Genomic DNA, 20,723 nt, shown 5'->3' on the forward strand with positions numbered 1-20,723 from the left:
GCGCGGCGCGGACAACAGATCCGCCTTTCGGAGCCTTGCATGCGCAATAACCAGCCCGTCACTCAACAGGAATTCGATTTTCCCGACGACGTCACGCTGATGTCGACGACCGATGCAGACAGCATCATCACCTACGCCAACACGACGTTCGCGCAGGTGAGCGGCTTCACGAACGAGGAACTCGTCGGCCAGCCGCACAACGTGGTGCGCCACCCGGACATGCCGCGCGAAGCGTTTGCCGACATGTGGGCGACGCTCAGGCGCGGCGAGCCGTGGACCGCGCTCGTGAAGAACCGCCGCAAGAACGGCGACCACTACTGGGTGCGTGCGAACGCGATTCCCGTCATGCGCAATGGCGAGCCACAGGGCTACATGTCGGTGCGCACGAAGGCGCCGCACGACGAGACCGTCGCCGCCGAGGCGCTCTACAAGGTATTTCGTGAAGGCAAGGCCGGCCAGCGCCGGTTCCACAAGGGGCTGGTGATCCGCACGGGCCTGCTGCGCATCGCGTCGCTGTCGCAGACGATGTCGGTGCGCGCGCGCGTGCATTCGGCGCTGTGCGTGCTCGCGCCGGCGGTCGTCGGCGCGGGCTGGGCATGCGGACTGGCCGGCGGCGGGCTCGCGATATTTGCCGCGGCGACGGTCGGCTTGGCGGCGGCGGCCGGCCTGTGGCTCGATGCGCAGATCGTGCGTCCGCTGAAGCGGCTGCACGACCAGGCGCTGAACGTCGCGACCGGCGAAAGCCGGCGCGGCGTGCGGATGAACCGCGTCGACGAGATCGGCATGACGCTGCGCACGATCAACCAGCTCGGGCTGATGTTCCGCTGGCTCGTCGACGACGTCAGCGAGCAGGTGCACAACGTGCAGCGCGCGAGCAACGAGATCGCGCAGGGCAACAACGACCTGAGCGCGCGCACCGAGCAGGCCGCGTCGAGCGTGCAGGAGACGGCCGCGTCGATGGCCGAGATGACGGCGACCGTCGACAGCAACGCGGAGACGGCGCTGCAGGCGAACCAGCTCGCGATGTCGGCCAGCGAGGCGGCCGGGCGCGGCGGGCAGGCGGTGGGCGAGGTCGTCACGACGATGAGCGACATCACCGCCAGCTCGCGCAAGATCGCCGACATCATCGGCGTGATCGACGGCATCGCGTTCCAGACCAACATCCTTGCATTGAACGCGGCGGTGGAGGCGGCACGTGCGGGCGAACAGGGGCGCGGCTTCGCGGTGGTCGCCGGCGAGGTGCGGGCGCTCGCGCAGCGCAGCGCGAACGCGGCCAAGGAGATCAAGACGCTGATCGGCGCGAGCGTCGACCGCGTCGAGTCGGGCGCGCGGCGCGTGGACGAGGCGGGCAAGACGATGGAGGACATCGTCGCGCAGGTGAAACGCGTGTCGGACCTGATCGCGGAGATCAGCTCGTCAACGGCCGAGCAGAGCACCGGCGTGTCGCAGGTCGACCAGGCGGTCGTGCATCTGGACAACATCACGCAGCAGAACGCGGCGCTGGTCGAGCAGAGCACGGCGGCGTCGGAGAGCCTGAAGCAGCAGGCGACGCGTCTCGTGGATGCGGTGAACGTGTTCCGGTGATCGTCGGGGCGCGCATACGATGTGCGCGCCCAAGCGTTGCATCCTGTTTGAAGCGCGATGCGCATTCAGGCTTTTCGATTCAAGCACATTGAGCCAAACGAGAAATATTCGTATTTAGGATTTTGTGTCGATGCGTTGAATCGAGTCGGGATGATCAAGTCAGGAATAATTTGATGAGTGGCCGGCAAACCGTTTCCCGGCCTGGTGTTTGGTTTCATCCATAAACGAATTGTTTGGTAAAAACAAGATGATGCATTTTTAATGCATATTTACCCGAATACGGCATAATGTTTTCGCCGAATTTGCCGAAAGCGCAGGAGTCAGACCAATGCGCATGCGGATCGGCCGCAATGCGCGGGGTCGAGAATCAATCGACAAGCGGGCGCAAGATCCGCTACCCGGAGCTCCACACCATGCGCAACAACCAGCCCGTCACGCAACGCGAATTCGATTTTCCCGACGACGCGACGCTGATGTCGACCACCGACGCGAACAGCTACATTGCCTACGCGAACGCGGCATTCATCCAGGTCAGCGGATTTTCCCCCGAAGAGATCGAAGGCCAGCCGCACAACGTGGTACGGCACCCGGACATGCCGAAGGAGGCGTTCGCCGACATGTGGGCGACGCTCAAGGGCGGCGAGCCGTGGACCGCGCTCGTGAAGAACCGCCGCAAGAACGGCGATCACTACTGGGTGCGCTCGAATACGGTGCCGGTGATGCGCAACGGGCAGCCGACCGGCTACATGTCGGTGCGCACGAAGGCGTCGCGCGACGAGATCGCCGCTGCCGAGGCGCTCTACAAGGCGTTCCGCGAAGGCAACGCCGGCAACCGGCATTTCCACAAGGGGTTGATTGTCCGCAAGGGCTTGACCGGCTTCATGTCGCTGTTCCAGACGATGTCGGTGCGCGCACGGCTCCATGCGTCGCTGTGCGTGCTCGCGCCAGTGGTGGTGGCCGGCGGCTGGGCATGCGGCCTGCAGGGCGGCGCGCTCGCCGCTTTCGCGGCAGTGGCGGCCGGTGCCGCGGCGGCGGCGGGCCTGTGGCTCGATGCGCAGATCGCACGGCCGCTGATGCAGTTGCGCGACCAGGCGTTGCGCGTCGCGACCGGCGAAAGCCGCAGCGGCGTGGCGATGAACCGCGTCGACGAGATCGGCATGACGCTGCGCACGATCAACCAGCTCGGGCTGATGTTCCGCTGGCTCGTCGACGATGTCAGCGAACAGGTGCTGAACGTGCAGCGCGCGAGCAATGAGATCGCGCAGGGCAACAATGATCTGAGCGCGCGCACCGAGCAGGCGTCGACGAGCGTGCAGCAGACGGCCGCGTCGATGGCCGAAATGACGGCGACCGTGTCGAGCAACGCGGAAACGGCGCTGCAGGCGAATCAGTTGTCGGTGTCGGCGAGCGACGCGGCCGAGCGCGGCGGGCAGGCGGTGGGCGAGGTCGTCACGACGATGAACGACATCACCGCGAGTTCGCGCAAGATCGCCGACATCATCGGCGTGATCGACGGCATCGCGTTCCAGACCAACATCCTTGCGCTGAACGCGGCGGTGGAGGCCGCGCGGGCCGGCGATCAGGGGCGCGGTTTCGCGGTGGTTGCGGGCGAGGTGCGGGCGCTCGCGCAGCGCAGCGCGAACGCGGCCAAGGAGATCAAGACGCTGATCGGCGCGAGCGTCGAACGGGTCGAATCGGGCGCGCGGATCGTCGACGGCGCGGGCAAGACGATGGAGGACATCGTCACGCAGGTAAAACGCGTGTCGGACCTGATCGCGGAGATCAGCTCGTCGACGGCCGAGCAGAGCACGGGGGTCGCGCAGGTCGATCAGGCGGTCGTGCATCTGGACAACATCACGCAGCAGAACGCGGCGCTGGTCGAGCAGAGCACGGCGGCGTCGGAGAGTTTGAAGCAGCAGGCGACGCGGCTGGTGGAGGCGGTGAACGTGTTTCGGTGATGTGTGGTGCGGGAGGTAGGCGACCCGCGCTGCGCTGGCCGTCTACGTCATTGCACCTTGGGTTCGGGATTGAGGTTCGGCAACAGTGGTCCGGGCATCCCGGACCAACGTTCACTTCGACGCGTCGCCCGGATTGGTTGAGCTCGTCCGATTTGAAAATTTTCCCAGCCAAGGCGCTTTTCTCGCCACGGATCGAATGCTGATCCAGGACCGCCATCACGTTTTCCGCTCGTCGCGTTGCAAGCTGTTGCGCGTCGAGTTCGGTTTGTTCGGCCAGTCCGATCAGCCATACCGTATCCATGATCGGAAAGCGCTTGTGCATGTCGCTCGACCGTACCGACAACCTTGACAGTTCGGCCGGAGAAATTGCGCTCGAATCAGCGTCGAAAACACTATCGATGTAGTGGGCGGGCATGTTCGACGCGCCGTCACAGGCGAACGCCGTGTAGGTGCAGTTCAGCGCGAGCGCGGCGGTTAGGAGCTTAGTCACCAGGCCGGCGGCATGTTCTTCTTCCATCGACCCGGATGCGTTGTGTGGGGACAAGCCATAGACAATGGCCGGTGAGTTTTTCGCTGTCTATAGAACGAGTACGATTTCTGGTTCGTAGTCCGACTTAATTTCATGGTGAGAAACGGCCATCGAAACCGGTGCGAAGGGTGATCAAGCAGAAAGCGGCAGCATCGGTACGCCTGAGGCAGCAGGCGACGCGCGTGGTGGAAACGGTGGGCGTGTTTGGATGAGCACGCGGAGAGATGCCAGGCGTGCGGCGGGAAGGTCACCCGCCCGTACGCCTTGCGGGCTCTATGTACGCCGGACCGTCAGGTGAGGTGTGCATACGCGAGCAACCCGGATAGAGGCGGAGCGCTCAACCGAGCGACTTGCTGCGAAATGGGAAATGAGACTTGAACGAATTTCGTGCGCGATATGACGTATCGGCGGATACAGCGTCGAAATCGCGTGCGCAGAGCGGAGCGACATCGCGCATATCAAGATGACGCGGGCACGGCGGAGAGGGACACCGGCCCGCGTCGGACCGCCCGGTTCCGGCCGGGCGGTCAGGGCCTGTCGCTGGCGCGCCAGGCCCTGAACCGTCAGACGGCGAGGCAGAGGTACTTGATCACGACGTAGTCGTCGATGCCGTAGTGCGAGCCTTCGCGGCCGAGGCCCGATTGCTTCACGCCACCGAACGGCGCGACTTCGTTCGAGATCAGGCCCGTGTTCACGCCGACCATCCCGTACTCGAGCGCTTCCGCCACCTTCCACACGCGACCGATGTCGCGGCTGTAGAAGTACGCGGCCAGGCCGAACTCGGTGTCGTTCGCGAGGCGGATCACTTCGTCGTCGCTGCCGAACTTGAACAGCGGCGCGAGCGGCCCGAACGTCTCTTCCTTCGCGACCTTCATCGCCGGCGTGACACCCGTCAGCACGGTCGGCTCGAAGAAGCCGTGGCCGAGCGCGTGGCGCTTGCCGCCCGTCACGACGGTCGCGCCCTTCGCGAGCGCGTCCTCGATGTGCGCCTCGACCTTCAGCACCGCCGCTTCGTTGATCAGCGGGCCTTGCGTGACGCCCGGCTCGGTGCCGCGGCCGACCTTCAACTGGCCGACGGCCGCCGCGAGCTTCTGCGCGAACTGGTCGTACACGGCTTCATGCACGTAGAAACGGTTCGTGCACACGCAGGTCTGGCCGCTGTTGCGGTACTTCGATGCGATCGCGCCCTGCACGGCCGCGTCGAGATCCGCATCGTCGAACACGATGAACGGTGCGTTGCCGCCGAGCTCCAGCGACACCTTCTTGACCGTTGCCGCGCACTGCGACATCAGCAGGCGGCCGACCGGCGTCGAGCCGGTGAACGACAGCTTGCGCACAATCGGGTTCGACGTCAGCTCGCCGCCGATCGCCTTCGGGTCGCCCGTGACGACGCTGAACACGCCGGCCGGCACGCCCGCGCGCTCGGCCAGCACGGCCATCGCGAGCGCGGAGAACGGCGTTGCCTCGGCCGGCTTCACGACGATCGGGCAACCTGCGGCGAGTGCCGGGCCGACCTTGCGCGTGATCATCGCCGCCGGGAAGTTCCACGGCGTGATCGCCGCGCACACGCCGATCGCTTCCTTCGTCACGACGATGCGCTTGTCGCTCGCCGGCGTCGGGATCGTGTCGCCGTATACGCGCTTGCCTTCTTCCGCGAACCACTCGAGGAACGATGCCGCGTAGCCGATCTCGCCCTTTGCTTCAGCCAGCGACTTGCCCTGCTCGGTCGTCAGGATCAGCGCGAGGTCGTCGGCGTTTTCCATCATCAGGTCGTGCCACTTGCGCAGGACGACCGCGCGTTCCTTCGCGGTCTTCTTGCGCCACGCCGGCCATGCGGCGTTCGCGGCTTCGATCGCGTGACGCGTCTCGGCCATGCCCATCGCCGGCACGGTGCCGAGCAGGCCGCCCGTTGCCGGGTTGCGGACTTCGAACGTCTCGCCGTTCGTCGCGCCTTGCCATTCGCCGTTGACGTACGCCTGCTGGCGGAACAGCGACGGGTCTTTCAGTGCCAGGGTTTCCTGAACAGTGCTCATATGAATCACCTGCTTCGAAAAGGACGGATGAAACGGCCGCCGCCGTCATGAAGACGGCGGCGGCGCATTCAATTGAAGTCGACGGGAACTCAGGCCGGCACGCCGACCGTTTCCTTCAGCACTTCCTCGAGGATCACGAGTGCTTCGTCGAACACGGCTTGCGGGATCGTCAGCGGGAACAGGAAGCGCACGACGTTCGAGTACACGCCGCACACGAGCAGCAGCAGGCCGCGCTCGAGCGCACGCGCCTGCACGCGCTTCGTGAAGTCCGCATCCGGCTCGCCCGAGCCCGGCTTCAGGAACTCGACCGCGATCATCGCGCCCGGGCCGCGCACGTCGGCGATCTGCGGCACGTCGGCCTGCAGTGCGTTCAGCTTCGCCTTCAGCACGTCGCCGAGTTGCGTCGCGCGTTCGCACAGCTTCTCTTCATCGATGATTTCGAGCACCGCGTGTGCCGATGCGACGGCCAGCGGGTTGCCCGCGTACGTGCCGCCGAGGCCGCCAGGCGCTGCCGCGTCCATCACGTCCGCACGGCCGACGACGCCCGACAGCGGCATGCCGCCCGCGAGGCTCTTCGCCATCGTGATCAGGTCGGCCAGCACGTCGTAGTGCTGCATCGCGAACAGCTTGCCGGTACGCGCGAAGCCGGTCTGGACTTCGTCGGCGATCAGCAGGATGCCGTGTTCGTTACAGATCTTGCGCAGCGCGCGCACGAACTCGGCCGGCGCCGGGTTGAAGCCGCCTTCGCCCTGGACCGGTTCGAAGATGATCGCGGCGACGCGCTTCGGATCGATGTCGGCCTTGAACAGCATCTCGATCGCCTTGATCGAGTCGGCGGTCGTCACGCCGTGCACGGCGTTCGGGTACGGGGCGTGGAACACGTCGCCCGGGAACGGGCCGAAGTTCAGCTTGTACGGAGCGACCTTGCCGGTCAGCGCCATGCCCATCATCGTGCGGCCGTGGAAGCCGCCCGCGAAGGCGATGACGCCCGGACGGCCGGTCGCTGCACGTGCGATCTTGATCGCGTTCTCGACGGCTTCTGCGCCGGTCGTGAAGAACGCGGTCTTCTTCGGGAAGTCGCCCGGTGCGCGGTCGTTGATCTTTTCAGCCAGCTCGACGTACGACGCGTACGGGACGATCTGGTAAGCGGTGTGCGTGAAAAGGTTCAGTTGATCCGAGATCGCCTTGACGATCTTCGGGTGGCGGTGGCCCGTGTTCAGCACCGCGATGCCGGCGGCGAAATCGATGAAGCGGCGGCCTTCGACATCCCACAGTTCCGCATTCTCGGCGCGGGCTGCGTAGAACTCGCACATCACGCCAACCCCGCGCGGGGTGGCGGCGTTCTTGCGGGCCAGCAGGTCGGCATTCTTCACGGTCATCTCCTTGATGTTCTTTCCGGTGAGTAGGGAATCGGGCGCGGTGGCAGCCCATGGAGGCGACTATAATCACATTTGGCTCTGACAATCAGAGCCATTTCAATAAATATACAGGAGCCAATCATGCGCGCGAGCGTGTTGTCGGACTGGCTGGCGCAGCGCCTCGTGCGCGGCGGAGAACAGCCGATCTACCGGCAGCTTCACCGGCTGCTGCAACAGGCGATCCTGTCACGCGAACTGCCGGCCGGCACGCGCGTGCCGTCGTCGCGGCTGCTCGCGGCCGAGCTCGGGATCGCGCGCAACACGGTCACGCAGGTTTACGAACAGCTTGCGCTCGAAGGTTATGTGAATTCGGCGACGGGCCGCGGCACCTTCGTGGCCGACAGCGCGCCGGACGAGATCGTCGGCGCACCGCCCGACGCGGCCGCCGCGCGACCGGCGCTCGTGCTGTCGTCGGCGCGGCGGCTGTCCGCGCGTGGCACGCGGCTCGTCGAAGGCGCCGGCGTGTCGAAGCGGCAGGGCGGCGCGTTCATGCCGGGCGTGCCCGATGTGTCGCGATTTCCGGCGCGCGTGTGGACGCGGCTGCACAACAAGTACTGGCGGCGGCTGCGCCCCGATTTGCTGACCTACGCGCCGGGCGGCGGGCTCGCTTTGCTGCGCGAGGCGCTGGCCGACTACCTGCGCACGTCGCGCTCGGTGCGCTGCACGCCCGAGCAGATCGTGATCACGACCGGCATCCACCAGTCGATCGACCTCGCGGTGCGGCTGCTGACCGACCCGGGCGACGCGATCTGGACCGAGGATCCGTGCTACTGGGGCGTGCGCAGCGTGCTGAATGTGTCGGGGCTGACGACGCGGCCGATTCCGGTCGACGACGAAGGGATCGCGCCGTCGGCCGCCGATCTCGCGGAGCCGCCGAAGCTGATGCTCGTCACGCCGTCGCACCAGTATCCGCTCGGCATGGTGATGAGTCTCGCGCGGCGGCGGATGCTGCTCGAATACGCGCGCCAGCACGGCTGCTGGATCATCGAGGACGACTACGACAGCGAATTCCGCTACGGCAGCCGGCCGCTTGCGTCGCTGCAGGGTCTCGACACGTCGGGGCAGGTGATCTACGTCGGCAGTTTCGGCAAGACCCTGTTCCCGGGGCTGCGGGTCGGCTACCTGGTCGCGCCGGAGCCGCTCGCGGAAAGCTTCGCGACCGCGAGCGCCGAGCTGTATCGCGAAGGGCAGCTGTTGCAGCAGGCCGTGCTCGCGGAATTCATCGCGGAAGGGCACTTCGTGTCGCACATCCGCAAGATGCGCACGCTGTACGGGCAGCGCCGCGAAGTGCTGCTCGACGCGGTCGCGCAACGCTACGGCGACACGCTGCACGCACTTGGCAGCGATGCGGGGCTGCATCTCGTCACGCAGTTGCCGGAGGGTGTCGACGATCGCGCGGTTGCGCAGGCCGCGCTCGAACGCAACATCGTCGTGCGGCCGCTATCCGGCTACTACGCGGATCGCGAGCGCGCGGCGTCGGGGTTGCTGCTCGGCTATGCGTGCGTGCCGGAGGACGAGATCGCAACGGCGTTCGCGACCCTCGCCGAGGCGATCGACGAGCGGGCGTTTGGCGGGGTCGTTGCAGGGGCTTGAGCGGAGCGGCCCGAACGCATAGTCGCGGTGTCGTGCGGGCAGTCGGCGCAGGGCACGATCAACGCTCGCCGCAGCGTCGGGAACGTCCGCGCGCTTACAGCCGGATCAGCGCCGCGCCCGCCACCACCAGCGCGCACGCGGCGAGCCGCTGCGCGCCGGGGCGCTCGCGCATCACGAGCCAGCCGATCGCAACCGCGAAGATCGAGCTCGTTTCGCGCAGCGCCGACACCGTCCCGACCGGCAAGTACCGGTACGCGAGGATCACGATCCCGTACGCGGCGAGCGAGATCGTGCCGGCGATCGCGCCCTGCGTGAGCGCGGTGCGCGAGCCGAGCACCGCGCGCGGGCCGCCACGCACCGCGCAGACCAGCACGAACTGCGGCACGCTCCACAGCACGTACACCCACGCGATGTAGCCGAGCGCGCTGCCCGACACGCGCGAGCCGATGCCGTCGCAGATCGAATACGCGGCGATGAACACGCCCGTGAGCAGCGCAAACGGCACGCCTTCGCCGGAGAACCGGAAGCCGCGCCGCAGCGCGAGCGACATGATGCCGAACGACACGAGCGCGATGCCCGCGAAGCCGAACGGCGTCGGCCGCTCGTGCAGGATCGCGAGTGCCAGCACCGACACGAGCAGCGGCGAGATGCCGCGCGCGATCGGATAGATCTGCCCGAATTCGCCGCTGCGGTACGCGCGCGCCAGCGTGAAGCAGTACGCGACCTCGAGCGCGGCCGACGCGGCGATGTACGGCCACGCGGCGGGCGCCGGCGCGGGCAGCAGCGCGGCGCCGACGACACCGAACGCGAAATACGGCAGCGACATCGTGCCGAGCTGCACGAGCCGGTCTTCGCTGACGTGGAGGAAGGCATTCCAGATCGCGTGCAGCAACGCGGAGCACAGCACGAGGCCGATGAAGAGGTGGTCCATGGGCGAAGGGGCGGACGGGGGCGGGAGCGCCGTCATTATGTGGGTATCGGGCGCGCTCGCACGGAATTGTCGATAATGGCGTGTTGTTATTCACCGGATGCCGACCATGACCGAAGCCACCCAAGCCCAGCCTGCCGTTCCGCGCCTCACGAGCCTGTCGCACGGGGGCGGCTGCGGCTGCAAGATCGCGCCGGGCGTGCTGTCCGAGCTGCTGAAGCGCGCGACGCCGCCCGCCCTGTTCCCGGATCTGCTGGTCGGCACCGAGACGTCCGACGACGCGGCCGTCTATCGCCTCAACGACGAGCAGGCGATCGTCGCGACCACCGACTTCTTCATGCCGATCGTCGACGATCCGTTCGACTTCGGCCGCATCGCGGCCACCAACGCGCTGTCCGACGTCTACGCGATGGGCGGCAAGCCGATCCTCGCGCTCGCGCTGGTCGGGATGCCGATCAACGTGCTGCCGCATGAGACGATCGCGGCCGTGCTGCGCGGCGGCGAATCGGTGTGCGCGGATGCCGGCATTCCGGTCGCCGGCGGCCATTCGATCGATTCGGTCGAGCCGATCTACGGGCTCGCGGCGATCGGCGTCGTGCATCCGTCGCGCGTGAAGCGCAATGCGGCCGCCCGTGCGGGCGACGTGCTCGTGCTCGGCAAGCCGCTCGGTGTCGGCGTGCTGTCCGCCGCGCTGAAGAAGAATCAGCTCGACGCCGCGGGCTACGCGCAGATGGTCGCGACGACCACCAAGCTGAACCGGCCGGGCGCCGAGCTCGCCGCGTTGCCGGGCGTGCACGCGCTGACCGACGTCACGGGCTTCGGGCTGCTCGGCCATACGCTCGAGCTGGCACGTGGCGCGCACCTCACCGCGCGCGTGCACTATGCGTCGTTGCCGTGGCTCACGGGCGTCGAGGCGTTCGTCGCCGACGGCGTGTTCACCGGCGCTTCGGGCCGCAACTGGGCCGCGTACGGCGCGGACGTCCAACTGGCCGCCACGCTGCCACCCGTCGCGCAGGCGCTGCTGACCGATCCGCAAACGTCGGGCGGCCTGCTGGTCGCGTGCGCGCCCGAGGCCGTCGATGAGGTGCTCGCATGCTTCCGTGCCGACGGCTTCGACCGCGCGGGCGTGATCGGCGAGATGGTGGACGGGCCTGCGCGCGTCGATGTCGCGTGACGCTGATTCGCTACACCTGATTGATTGCGGTCGCTAGAATCGATGCCTTCCATCGAAGGCATCGACGACCGATGAACGATTTCCTGTTCGGGCTGATGATCGCGCTGTCGGTCGGGCCCGTTGCGCTGATGATCGTGAACTACGGGATGCGCGCCGGCACCGCAAGCGGCGTGCGCGCGGCGGTGGGTGTCGCGACGGCCGACGGCTGCTACGCGGTCGTTGCGTTCACGCTCGGCGCGATGCTCGCCAGCACGCTCGCCGCGCATCTGTCGCTGTTTCGTCTGGTCGGCGCGCTCGTGCTGCTCGCAATGGGCGCGCGGATGCTGTGGCAGGCGCTGCGGGATCGCCGCCGCACGCTCGACGGCGACGCGCGGCCACTGGACAGCCGCCCGTTTTCATCGATGTTCTTCGTCACGCTGGCGAACCCGCTGACGATCCTGTTGTTCTACGGCTATGCAACGGCCGCCGCCGGTGCGCATCGGCACTGGCTGCTCGGTGCCGCGTGCGTGTTTGCCGGCAGCCTCGCGGGGCAACTCGTGTTCGCGTTCGGCGGCAGCGTGATCGGCCGGATCGTGAAGTCGCCGCAGCTGCTCGCGGCGAGCCATGGGGTGGCGGCGCTCGTCGTGCTGGGTTACGGGTTCGCGGGGCTGGCGCGGCTGTAGCGGTTGGCGGGGGATGGTCGTGCGGGCACGGTGGGCAAGTCGGTCAATTCGATAGCATTCCTGATGGTGTTGCATGAGGCGGGTGCCGATTGCTGCGCAATTGCGCTCGAATGCCGGCGATGCGCATCACGCTTTGCGCGTGCATTTCGTCGGTACGTCAACATCGCTGCCGTTTCGTAGTCGGGTTCCGCATCGCGCATGCCCGTTCTATACTCCGTCGCGCAGTCTCCGAGAGCCGTTCTCACCCAACATCATCGAAACAAGGAACGCCGATGCTGACTCGCTCCATTCTTTCCGCCGCTGCATTCTCGCTCGCTGCCTGTGCCACTGCGCCGTCGATCGCGCAGGACAACCAGGGCAACGACGCGGGCAACAATGCATTCGCCGAGACCGGTGCACAGGGCCGCCCGGTCAAGGTCATGATCATCACGATGTTCGGTCCGGAGGGCCAGGCATGGCTCGACCGGCTCGGCCCGTGGCGCGACATCGCCGTGCCCGGCCTGTCGCCCGACTACCCGAACGTGCATTGCAACAAGCAGGACGTGTGCGTAGTCACGACCGGTATGGGCTATGCGAACGCGTCGGCGACGATCATGGCGCTCACGTTCTCGCAGCGCTTCGATCTGCGCCGCACGTACTTCCTGATCTCAGGTATCGCGGGCGTCGACCCCGCGCAAGGCACGATCGGTTCGGCCGCATGGTCGAAATACCTCGTCGATTTCAGCCTGCAGTGGGAGCTCGATGCACGCGAGATTCCGGCCGGCTGGAATACGGGCTTCCTCGGCATCAACACCAAGAGCCCGAACGACAAGCCGCCGCTCGACTATCGCACCGAGGTGTTCCAGCTCAACCCGCAACTGACCGACGCCGCGGTCGCGCTGTCGCGCAACGTGGTGCTCGCCGACAGCGCGCAGGCGCAGGCCGCGCGCGCGAAGTTCACGTATGCGCCGGCGAACCGGCCGCCGACGGTGATTCAATGCGACACGTCATCGGGCAACACGTGGTTCTCGGGCACGTTGATCGGCGAGCGCGCGCGCCAGTGGACCAAGATCCTGACCGACGGCAAGGGCACCTACTGCATGACCGCGCAGGAAGACAACGCGACGTATGAAGCGCTCAAGCGTGCGGCGAGCGTGAAGCGGGTCGACCTGTCGCGGGTCGCGCTGCTGCGCACGGGGTCGGATTTCGACCGGCCGTATGCGGGGCAGACGAGTGCCGACAACCTGCTGAACTACGCGGACCAGGGCGGCTTCGCCCCGGCGACCGAAAACCTGTACCGCGCGGGCAATCCGCTCGTTCAGGACATCGTGACGCACTGGGGCGAATGGCGCGACGGGGTGCCGCGCCGCTAAGGACCGGGTAACGACTCAGCCGGCGGTCAGTGCGCTTGCGGGGCCGAACGGAACGGCGTCCACACCGGCGTGGTGTCGTCCCAGTGATCGAGCGGCGAAGGGAGTTGATCGTTCATCATGTGCTCCTGCAACTAACTAACTATCTAACTGACTGAATCGGCGAGTCGTCGATAGGGAAATCGCGACGCCGCGCACGGGGCAACCCGCTGCGCGGCGTCGCGCGTTTACCGGCCCCCGCCGGCGAGCTGGTTGCTTTCCGGCATCGAGCGATACGGGCCTTGGGCCAACTCGAGCCCTTGCGGATACGAATTGGCCTTGCGCAGGTACGCGAGCGTGCCGTCCTTGCGTGCTTGCTCGACTTCCGCGCTCACTTCGGCGCGCGTGCGCGGGCCGTAGTGTTGCGAGTACCACGACGTGTTGCCGTAGTCACCGGCGTGCGGCGTACCCGAATCGGCGAAGGCCGGTGCGGACACGGCGAGCGTGAGGGCGAGGGCGGAGAGAAGATGGCGGCGGTTCATGGCGAAACTCCAGTCTTTCGGAGCTGGCGCTAGAGCGCTTACTCCGGTCCCATCAAGCGGGATCTGTTCGATGCGCAACGAGGTGCGCGACAGGGTTTACTCTAGGTATCTGTTCCGTCGCGATAAATGCGGCAGATGCGAATTGAATTGTCGTGTCAGTGGAACAATCGACATCCGTATGGCTGGCAGGGTTATGCGGAAATCGCTCGAACCCGCTTGCAGCGGGCCTCGCGCGGGTGCGGCGACGGCGCGCGACGACGCCTGCGGACGATTGCGTCGCCTGGCACAAAGGTTTGCTGCGGATTCGGGAAGGATCAGGTGCGCCGGGCTGGAACGTGGCGCGGAGGCGGGGCGACGCGCGGGCTGCTCAGCCCGCGCGTGCGGTTCAGTTGCTCATTTCAGGCGCGTAAGTTCAGTCGCCCGGAGCCGATTACGCGACCCATTCGTTGATGACCGGCGTGTCGAGCACCGGCGCGCGCTCGGCTTCCTCGAACGTGCGCTTGCTGCAGGTCGCGTCGAGGCAGCCCTTGCCGCTCAGCAGCGGGCAGCGGTCGAACACTTCGGCGACCCAGTCGACGAACACGCGCACCTTCGGCGACAGATGGCGGCTGTGCGGATACACGACCGAGATCGGCATCGGCAGCGGCTTGACGCCGGGCAGCACTTCCTTGAGCCGGCCTTCGCGCAGATGCGGCAGCACCATGAAGAGCGGCGGCTGGATCAGCCCGAAGCCTTCGATCCCGCAGGTCACGTACGCATCCGCGTCGTTCACCGACACGATGCCTTCCATCTTCATCTCGACTTCCTTGCCGTCGGTCAGGAACGTCCAGTCGATCGTGCGGCCGGTACGGCTCGAGAAGTAGTTGACGGCCTTGTGCTGGTTCAGGTCGTCGATCGTCTGCGGCTCGCCGTGGCGTTCGAGATAGTCGGGCGACGCGACCGTCACGCATTCGAACAGGCCGACCCGGCGCGCGACGAGCGACGAGTCCTGCAGTGCGCCGACGCGGATCACGCAATCGACACCTTCCTGCAGCAGGTCGACCGGCCGGTCGGACAGGCCGAGCTGCAGGTCGATGTCCGGATAGCGCGTATGAAATTCGCACAGCGACGGAATCACGAGCAGCCGCCCGATCGAACCCGGCATGTCGATACGCAACTTTCCGTGCGGCTTCCGGTTGTTCGCCTGGAAGCTCGCCTCGGTTTCCTCGACGTCCGCGAGGATCCGCACGCATCGTTCGTAGTACGCGGCGCCGTCCGGCGTGAGCGACAGCCGGCGCGTGGTCCGATGCATCAGCCGCACGCCGAGGAAGGCTTCGAGATTCTGGATGATCGTCGTGACGGACGCTCGCGGCAAGCTGAGCGTTTCTGCTGCCTTGGTGAAGCTGCTTGTATCGACGACGCGAGTAAACACCTGCATGGCCTGAAGCCGGTCCATCACAACCTCCGCAATCTAATGAGCCTCCCGAATAAGAAGGCTGCGCTACCTCGTGGGTAAACGCAGCCTCGGATTGTTCGGGGGCGTTGAATTGTGTTGCCGGATTATAGGCATTTATCCCAATGTCTGCCGGACCCAGAATTCGTTCCATCTCGAAATGGATGTTGCATCGTCATGGACGCTTCTGAATTCAGCAAATTCCTGAAGGCCGCGTTGCCCGTGCAAGCCACGGCAGGCGCGGCGCTGACGGTCGCCGAAGTGGAAATTCCGGGCTACGCGCAGGACATCGTGCTGCGCCTCTACCGGCGACCGGACAAGACCGGGTTGCCAGTAGTGCTTTATTTCCACGGCGGCGGCTTTGTCCGCGGTTCGCTCGAAGACGCCGATTTCGCCGCGCGTTTTTTAGCAGAACGCTTACCAGCTCTCGTAGTGTCGGTCGATTATTCGCTCGCACCGGCTTTTCCGTTTCCGGCTGCGCCGGAGGATGCGTATCGCGCGGCCGTGTGGGCCGCGACGCGCGCCCGCGCATTCGGCGGCAACCCGAAGAAGATCGGTGTTGCGGGCCACGACGCGGGCGGCCAGCTCGCGAACTGCCTGGCGTTCATCGCGCGCGATCGCGGGGAAGTATCGATCGCCGCGCAGGCGCTGTTCGGGCCGATGCTCGACCCGAGCATGACGCGCATCGGCGACGCCGAGCGCCTCGCTTCCGACATCACCGCGCGCGAATGCGCGGCCTGTTATCGCGCGTATCTGCCGCAGGCCGCGCAACGCATGCACCCGTACGCGGCGCCGCTCGAATCGGTGCGCCTCGCGGGGCTGCCGCCGACGCTCGTCGTCACCGCGCAGAACGACGTGCTGCACGTCGAAGCGGAGAAATATGCGGGCTGCCTGATCTCGTCGGGCGTGCTCACGCAGGTGATCCGCTATCCGGACATCACGCACGCCGCGCTCGCGACGCACGAAGCCGCCTTCGAGGAGGCCGTGCGCTTTCTGCAGTGCCGCTTCCAGGCGCGCCAGCCGAACCGTTCCGAATAAGCAAAACCAATCCACGTTTACTGGAGATCCACATGGCCATCCTACGCACCTCCCGTTCCCGAATCGCGACAGCGGCGATCGTGACGCTCGCCGTCGTCGGCCTTGGAACGTTCGGCGCGATGCGCGTGAACGCGAACGCACCGGAGAAAGCGGCAGCGCCGCTGCCCGAAGTCGACGTTGCAACCGTCGTGCCGCAGACCGTGACCGACTGGCAGAGTTATTCGGGCCGCCTCGAAGCGGTCGAAAAGGTCGACGTGCGCCCGCAGGTGTCGGGCACGATCGTCGCGGTGAACTTCAAGGACGGCGCGCTCGTGAAGAAGGGCGACGTGCTGTTCGTGATCGACCCGCGCCCGTACCAGGCCGAAACCGATCGCGCGGCTGCGCAGCTCGCGGCCGCGCAGGCGCGCAACGGCTACGCGCAGACCGACTGGCAGCGCGCGCAGCGGCTGATCGGCGACAACGCGATCGCGAAGCGCGATTACGACGAGAAGCAGAATGCGGCGCGCGAGGCGACGGCGAACCTGAAGGCCGCCGAAGCCGCGCTGGAAACGGCGCGCATCAACCTCGGCTATACGCGGATCACCGCGCCAGTCGCGGGCCGCGTGTCGCGTGCGGAAATCACGCTCGGCAACGTCGTGTCGGCGGGCGCGTCGGCCGCGCCGCTGACGACGCTGGTGTCGGTGTCGCCGATCTACGCATCGTTCGACGCGGACGAGCAGACCTACCTGCAATACATCAACGGCGCGCGCAACGGCCGCAAGGTGCCGGTCGAGCTCGGCCTCGCGAACGAAACCGGCTACTCGCGCAGCGGCGAGATCGACTCGGTCGACAACCGGCTCGACACGTCGTCGGGCACGATCCGCGTGCGCGCACGCTTCGACAACGCCGATGGCGCGCTGGTCCCGGGCCTCTATGCACGCGTGAAGGTGGGCGGCAGCGCGCCGCACGAGGCGCTGCTCGTCGACGACGCGGCGATCAACACCGACCAGGACAAGAAGTTCGTGTTCGTCGTCGACCAGCAGGGCCGCGTGTCGTACCGCGAAGTGCAGCAGGGGATGCAGCACGGCAACCGGCGCGTGATCGTGAGCGGGCTCTCCGCCGGCGATCGCGTGGTCGTGAACGGCACGCAGCGCGTGCGCCCCGGCGAACAGGTGAAGCCGCACATGGTCCCGATGACGGGTGGTGACGCGCCGTCCGCGCCTTTGGCGGACAACGCGAAGCCGGCCGCACCGGCGAAGGCGGATTCGTAAGCGGCCCGCCGCTTCGCCTCCGCGTTCAACCAGACAGAGTCACTCATGAACATTTCCAAATTCTTTATCGACCGGCCGATCTTTGCAGGAGTCCTATCGGTGATCATCCTGCTCGGCGGGGTGATCGCGATGTTCCTGCTGCCGATCTCCGAGTATCCGGAAGTCGTGCCGCCTTCCGTGATCGTGAAGGCGCAGTATCCGGGCGCGAACCCGAAAGTGATCGCCGAGACGGTCGCGTCGCCGCTTGAAGAGCAGATCAACGGCGTCGAGGACATGCTCTACATGCAGTCGCAGGCGAACAGCGACGGCAACATGACGATCACCGTCACGTTCAAGCTCGGCACCGATCCGGACAAGGCCACGCAGCTCGTGCAGAACCGCGTGAACCAGGCGCTGCCGCGCTTGCCGGAAGACGTGCAGCGGCTCGGCATCACGACGGTGAAGAGCTCGCCGACGCTGACGATGGTGGTCCACCTGATCTCGCCGGACAACCGCTACGACATGACCTACCTGCGCAACTACGCGCTGATCAACGTGAAGGATCGCCTGTCGCGGATCCAGGGCGTCGGCCAGGTGCAGCTGTGGGGTTCGGGCGACTACGCGATGCGCGTATGGCTCGATCCGCAGAAGGTCGCGCAGCGCGGGCTGTCGGCCGAGGACGTCGTGCAGGCGATCCGCGAGCAGAACGTGCAGGTTGCGGCCGGCGTGATCGGCGCGTCGCCGTCGTTGCCGGGTACGCCGCTGCAATTGTCGGTGAACGCGCGCGGCCGTCTGCAGACGGAAGACGAGTTCGGCGACATCGTCGTGAAGACGACGCCGGATGGCGGCGTCACGCACCTGCGCGATATCGCGCGGATCCAGCTCGACGCGTCCGAATACGGGCTGCGCTCGCTGCTCGACAACAAGCCGGCGGTCGCGATGGCGATCAACCAGTCGCCGGGCGCGAACTCGCTGCAGATTTCGGACGAAGTGCGCAAGACGATGGCCGAGCTGAAGCAGGACATGCCGGCGGGTATCGACTACAAGATCGTCTATGACCCGACGCAGTTCGTGAGGTCGTCGATCAAGGCCGTCGTGCACACGCTGCTCGAGGCGATCGCACTGGTCGTGATCGTCGTGATCGTGTTCCTGCAGACCTGGCGCGCATCGATCATTCCGCTGATCGCGGTGCCGGTGTCGATCGTCGGTACCTTCTCGCTGCTGCTCGCGTTCGGGTATTCGATCAACGCGTTGTCGCTGTTCGGGATGGTGCTCGCGATCGGGATCGTGGTCGACGATGCGATCGTGGTGGTCGAGAACGTCGAGCGCAACATCGAGAGCGGGATGAACGCACGGGCGGCGACCTACAAGGCGATGCAGGAAGTGAGCGGGCCGATCATCGCGATCGCGCTGACGCTCGTCGCCGTGTTCGTGCCGCTCGCGTTCATGTCGGGCCTGACCGGCCAGTTCTACAAGCAGTTCGCGATGACCATCGCGATCTCGACGGTGATCTCGGCGTTCAACTCGCTGACGCTGTCGCCGGCGCTGTCCGCGATCCTGCTGAAAGGGCATGGCGACAAGGAAGACTGGCTCACGCGCGTGATGAACCGCGTGCTCGGCGGCTTCTTCCGCGGCTTCAACAAGGTGTTCCATCGCGGCGCGGAGAACTACGGCCGCGGCGTGCGCGGCGTGCTGTCGCGCAAGACGGTGATGCTCGGCGTGTACCTCGTGCTGGTGGGCGCGACCGTGCTCGTGTCGAAGGTCGTGCCGGGCGGCTTCGTGCCCGCGCAGGACAAGGAGTACCTGATCGCGTTCGCGCAGTTGCCGAACGGCGCGTCGCTCGACCGCACCGAGAAGGTAATCCGCGACATGGGCTCGATCGCGCTGAAGCAGCCGGGCGTCGAGAGCGCGGTGGCATTCCCGGGGCTGTCGGTGAACGGCTTCACGAACAGCTCGAGCGCGGGCATCGTGTTCGTCACGCTGAAGCCGTTTTCGGAACGGCACGGCAAGGCGCTGTCGGCCGGCGCGATCGCGGGTGCGCTGAACCAGAAGTACGGCGCGATGAAGGACTCGTTCGTCGCGGTGTTCCCGCCACCGCCGGTGCTCGGCCTCGGTACGCTCGGCGGCTTCAAGATGCAGGTCGAGGATCGTGGCGCGGTCGGCTATGCGCGGCTCGCGGATGCGACCAACGACTTCATCAAGCGCGCGCAGCAGGCGCCTGAACTCGGTCCGTTGTTCACGAGCTACCAGATCAACGTGCCGCAGCTCAACGTCGATCTCGATCGCGTGAAGGCGAAACAGCTCGGCGTGCCCGTCACCGACGTGTTCAACACGATGCAGGTGTATCTCGGCTCGCTGTACGTGAACGACTTCAACCGCTTCGGGCGCGTGTACCAGGTGCGCGTGCAGGCCGATGCGCCGTTCCGCCAGCGCGCGGACGACATCCTGCAGTTGAAGACGCGCAACGACAAGGGCGAGATGGTGCCGCTGTCGTCGCTCGTCACGGTGACGCCGACGTTCGGCCCGGAAATGGTCGTGCGCTACAACGGCTATACGGCGGCCGACATCAACGGCGGCCCGGCACCGGGCTTCTCGTCGGGCCAGGCGCAGGCCGCGATCGAGCGCATCGCGCATGAAACGCTGCCGCGCGGCGTGCGGTTCGAGTGGACCGACCTCACGTACCAGCAGATTCTTGCGGGCGATTCGGCGATGTACGTGTTCCCGATCAGCGTGCTGCTCGTGTTCCTCGTGCTCGCAGCGCTGTATGAAAGCCTGACGCTGCCGCTCGCGGTGATCCTGATCGTGCCGATGAGCATTCTGTCGGCGCTGACGGGCGTGTGGCTCACGCAGGGCGACAACAACATCTTCACGCAGATCGGCTTGATGGTGCTGGTGGGGTTGTCGGCGAAGAACGCGATCCTGATCGTCGAATTCGCGCGTGAACTCGAACACGACGGCAGGACGCCGCTCGAGGCCGCGATCGAGGCGAGCCGGCTGCGTCTGCGCCCGATTCTGATGACGTCGATCGCGTTCATCATGGGGGTGGTGCCGCTCGTCACGTCGACGGGGGCCGGTGCGGAAATGCGCCATGCGATGGGGGTCGCGGTGTTCTTCGGGATGCTCGGCGTGACGCTGTTCGGGCTGATGCTGACGCCGGTGTTCTACGTCGTGCTGCGGACGCTCGCGGGCGGCAAGATCCACGTCGCCGGGAAGGACTCGACCGGCTATGGTGTGCCGTCCCAGGGCGTGCCGGCTTCGGATGCTTGAGGACCAGA

14 protein-coding genes are annotated in these 20,723 nt (G+C 66.4%); 9 read left to right on the forward strand and 5 right to left on the reverse strand.

Annotation, left to right across the window (positions count from 1 at the left end):
• Positions 1 to 39 precede the first annotated feature (39 nt).
• Positions 40 to 1,584 (forward strand): PAS domain-containing methyl-accepting chemotaxis protein, encoded by a 1,545-nt coding sequence (locus QZM67_RS11180; protein ID WP_175022892.1) that lies wholly within the window; start codon positions 40 to 42, stop codon positions 1,582 to 1,584.
• A gap of 413 nt (positions 1,585 to 1,997) precedes the next feature.
• Positions 1,998 to 3,542: a PAS domain-containing methyl-accepting chemotaxis protein gene (locus tag QZM67_RS11185; RefSeq protein ID WP_301802751.1), complete on the forward strand. Its 1,545-nt coding sequence runs from the start codon at positions 1,998 to 2,000 to the stop codon at positions 3,540 to 3,542.
• Positions 3,543 to 4,634: 1,092 nt separating this feature from the next.
• On the opposite strand, the gene gabD is transcribed toward QZM67_RS11185, so the two are convergent.
• Together gabD and QZM67_RS11195 are read right to left on the reverse strand one after the other, a co-directional pair.
• A complete protein-coding gene (gabD, locus tag QZM67_RS11190; protein WP_175022886.1) occupies positions 4,635 to 6,104 on the reverse strand; it encodes an NADP-dependent succinate-semialdehyde dehydrogenase in 1,470 nt (489 codons plus the stop codon).
• A gap of 89 nt (positions 6,105 to 6,193) precedes the next feature.
• Positions 6,194 to 7,483: a 4-aminobutyrate--2-oxoglutarate transaminase gene (locus QZM67_RS11195; protein WP_043180957.1), complete on the reverse strand. Its 1,290-nt coding sequence runs from the start codon at positions 7,481 to 7,483 to the stop codon at positions 6,194 to 6,196.
• Positions 7,484 to 7,603: 120 nt separating this feature from the next.
• Between QZM67_RS11195 and QZM67_RS11200 the strand changes: the two genes are divergently transcribed.
• Complete coding sequence (locus tag QZM67_RS11200) at positions 7,604 to 9,115, forward strand: PLP-dependent aminotransferase family protein (RefSeq protein ID WP_175022884.1); 1,512 nt, start codon at positions 7,604 to 7,606, stop codon at positions 9,113 to 9,115.
• A 94-nt stretch (positions 9,116 to 9,209) separates the two neighbouring features.
• Here the strand turns inward: QZM67_RS11200 and QZM67_RS11205 are convergent, their stop codons facing one another.
• A complete protein-coding gene (locus QZM67_RS11205; RefSeq protein WP_043180941.1) occupies positions 9,210 to 10,046 on the reverse strand; it encodes a DMT family transporter in 837 nt (278 codons plus the stop codon).
• A 106-nt stretch (positions 10,047 to 10,152) separates the two neighbouring features.
• Between QZM67_RS11205 and selD the strand changes: the two genes are divergently transcribed.
• The 3 genes from selD to QZM67_RS11220 all read left to right on the forward strand — a co-directional run bounded on the left by selD (position 10,153) and on the right by QZM67_RS11220 (position 13,231).
• Positions 10,153 to 11,217: a selenide, water dikinase SelD gene (gene selD / locus QZM67_RS11210; RefSeq protein WP_175022882.1), complete on the forward strand. Its 1,065-nt coding sequence runs from the start codon at positions 10,153 to 10,155 to the stop codon at positions 11,215 to 11,217.
• Positions 11,218 to 11,288: 71 nt separating this feature from the next.
• Complete coding sequence (locus QZM67_RS11215) at positions 11,289 to 11,879, forward strand: LysE family translocator (RefSeq protein ID WP_301802761.1); 591 nt, start codon at positions 11,289 to 11,291, stop codon at positions 11,877 to 11,879.
• Between the two features lie 272 nt (positions 11,880 to 12,151).
• Positions 12,152 to 13,231 carry a purine nucleoside permease gene (locus tag QZM67_RS11220; protein ID WP_043180933.1) on the forward strand — a complete coding sequence of 360 codons (1,080 nt, stop codon included), beginning with the start codon at positions 12,152 to 12,154 and terminating at the stop codon, positions 13,229 to 13,231.
• Positions 13,232 to 13,455: 224 nt separating this feature from the next.
• Here QZM67_RS11220 and QZM67_RS11225 read toward each other — a convergent pair whose 3' ends face one another.
• Positions 13,456 to 13,749, reverse strand: a complete 294-nt coding sequence (locus tag QZM67_RS11225; protein ID WP_027790465.1) for a DUF4148 domain-containing protein — start codon at positions 13,747 to 13,749, stop codon at positions 13,456 to 13,458.
• Positions 13,750 to 14,179: 430 nt separating this feature from the next.
• A complete protein-coding gene (ceoR, locus tag QZM67_RS11230) occupies positions 14,180 to 15,184 on the reverse strand; it encodes a putative multidrug efflux transcriptional regulator CeoR (protein ID WP_043180929.1) in 1,005 nt (334 codons plus the stop codon).
• 174 nt (positions 15,185 to 15,358) lie between these two features.
• Between ceoR and QZM67_RS11235 the strand changes: the two genes are divergently transcribed.
• From QZM67_RS11235 to ceoB, 3 genes are read left to right on the forward strand one after another with little or no spacing between them, the layout of a single operon-like run.
• Positions 15,359 to 16,219 carry an alpha/beta hydrolase gene (locus QZM67_RS11235; protein ID WP_175022876.1) on the forward strand — a complete coding sequence of 287 codons (861 nt, stop codon included), beginning with the start codon at positions 15,359 to 15,361 and terminating at the stop codon, positions 16,217 to 16,219.
• Positions 16,220 to 16,251: 32 nt separating this feature from the next.
• Positions 16,252 to 17,469, forward strand: a complete 1,218-nt coding sequence (ceoA, locus tag QZM67_RS11240; RefSeq protein ID WP_043180924.1) for a multidrug efflux RND transporter periplasmic adaptor subunit CeoA — start codon at positions 16,252 to 16,254, stop codon at positions 17,467 to 17,469.
• A 45-nt stretch (positions 17,470 to 17,514) separates the two neighbouring features.
• Positions 17,515 to 20,715 (forward strand): multidrug efflux RND transporter permease subunit CeoB, encoded by a 3,201-nt coding sequence (gene ceoB, locus QZM67_RS11245; RefSeq protein WP_043180921.1) that lies wholly within the window; start codon positions 17,515 to 17,517, stop codon positions 20,713 to 20,715.
• The last annotated feature ends 8 nt before the right edge of the window (positions 20,716 to 20,723 follow it).

Origin of the sequence: Burkholderia sp. AU45251, from assembly GCF_030482905.1 — a bacterium.
Taxonomy (GTDB): Bacteria; Pseudomonadota; Gammaproteobacteria; order Burkholderiales; family Burkholderiaceae; genus Burkholderia; species Burkholderia aenigmatica.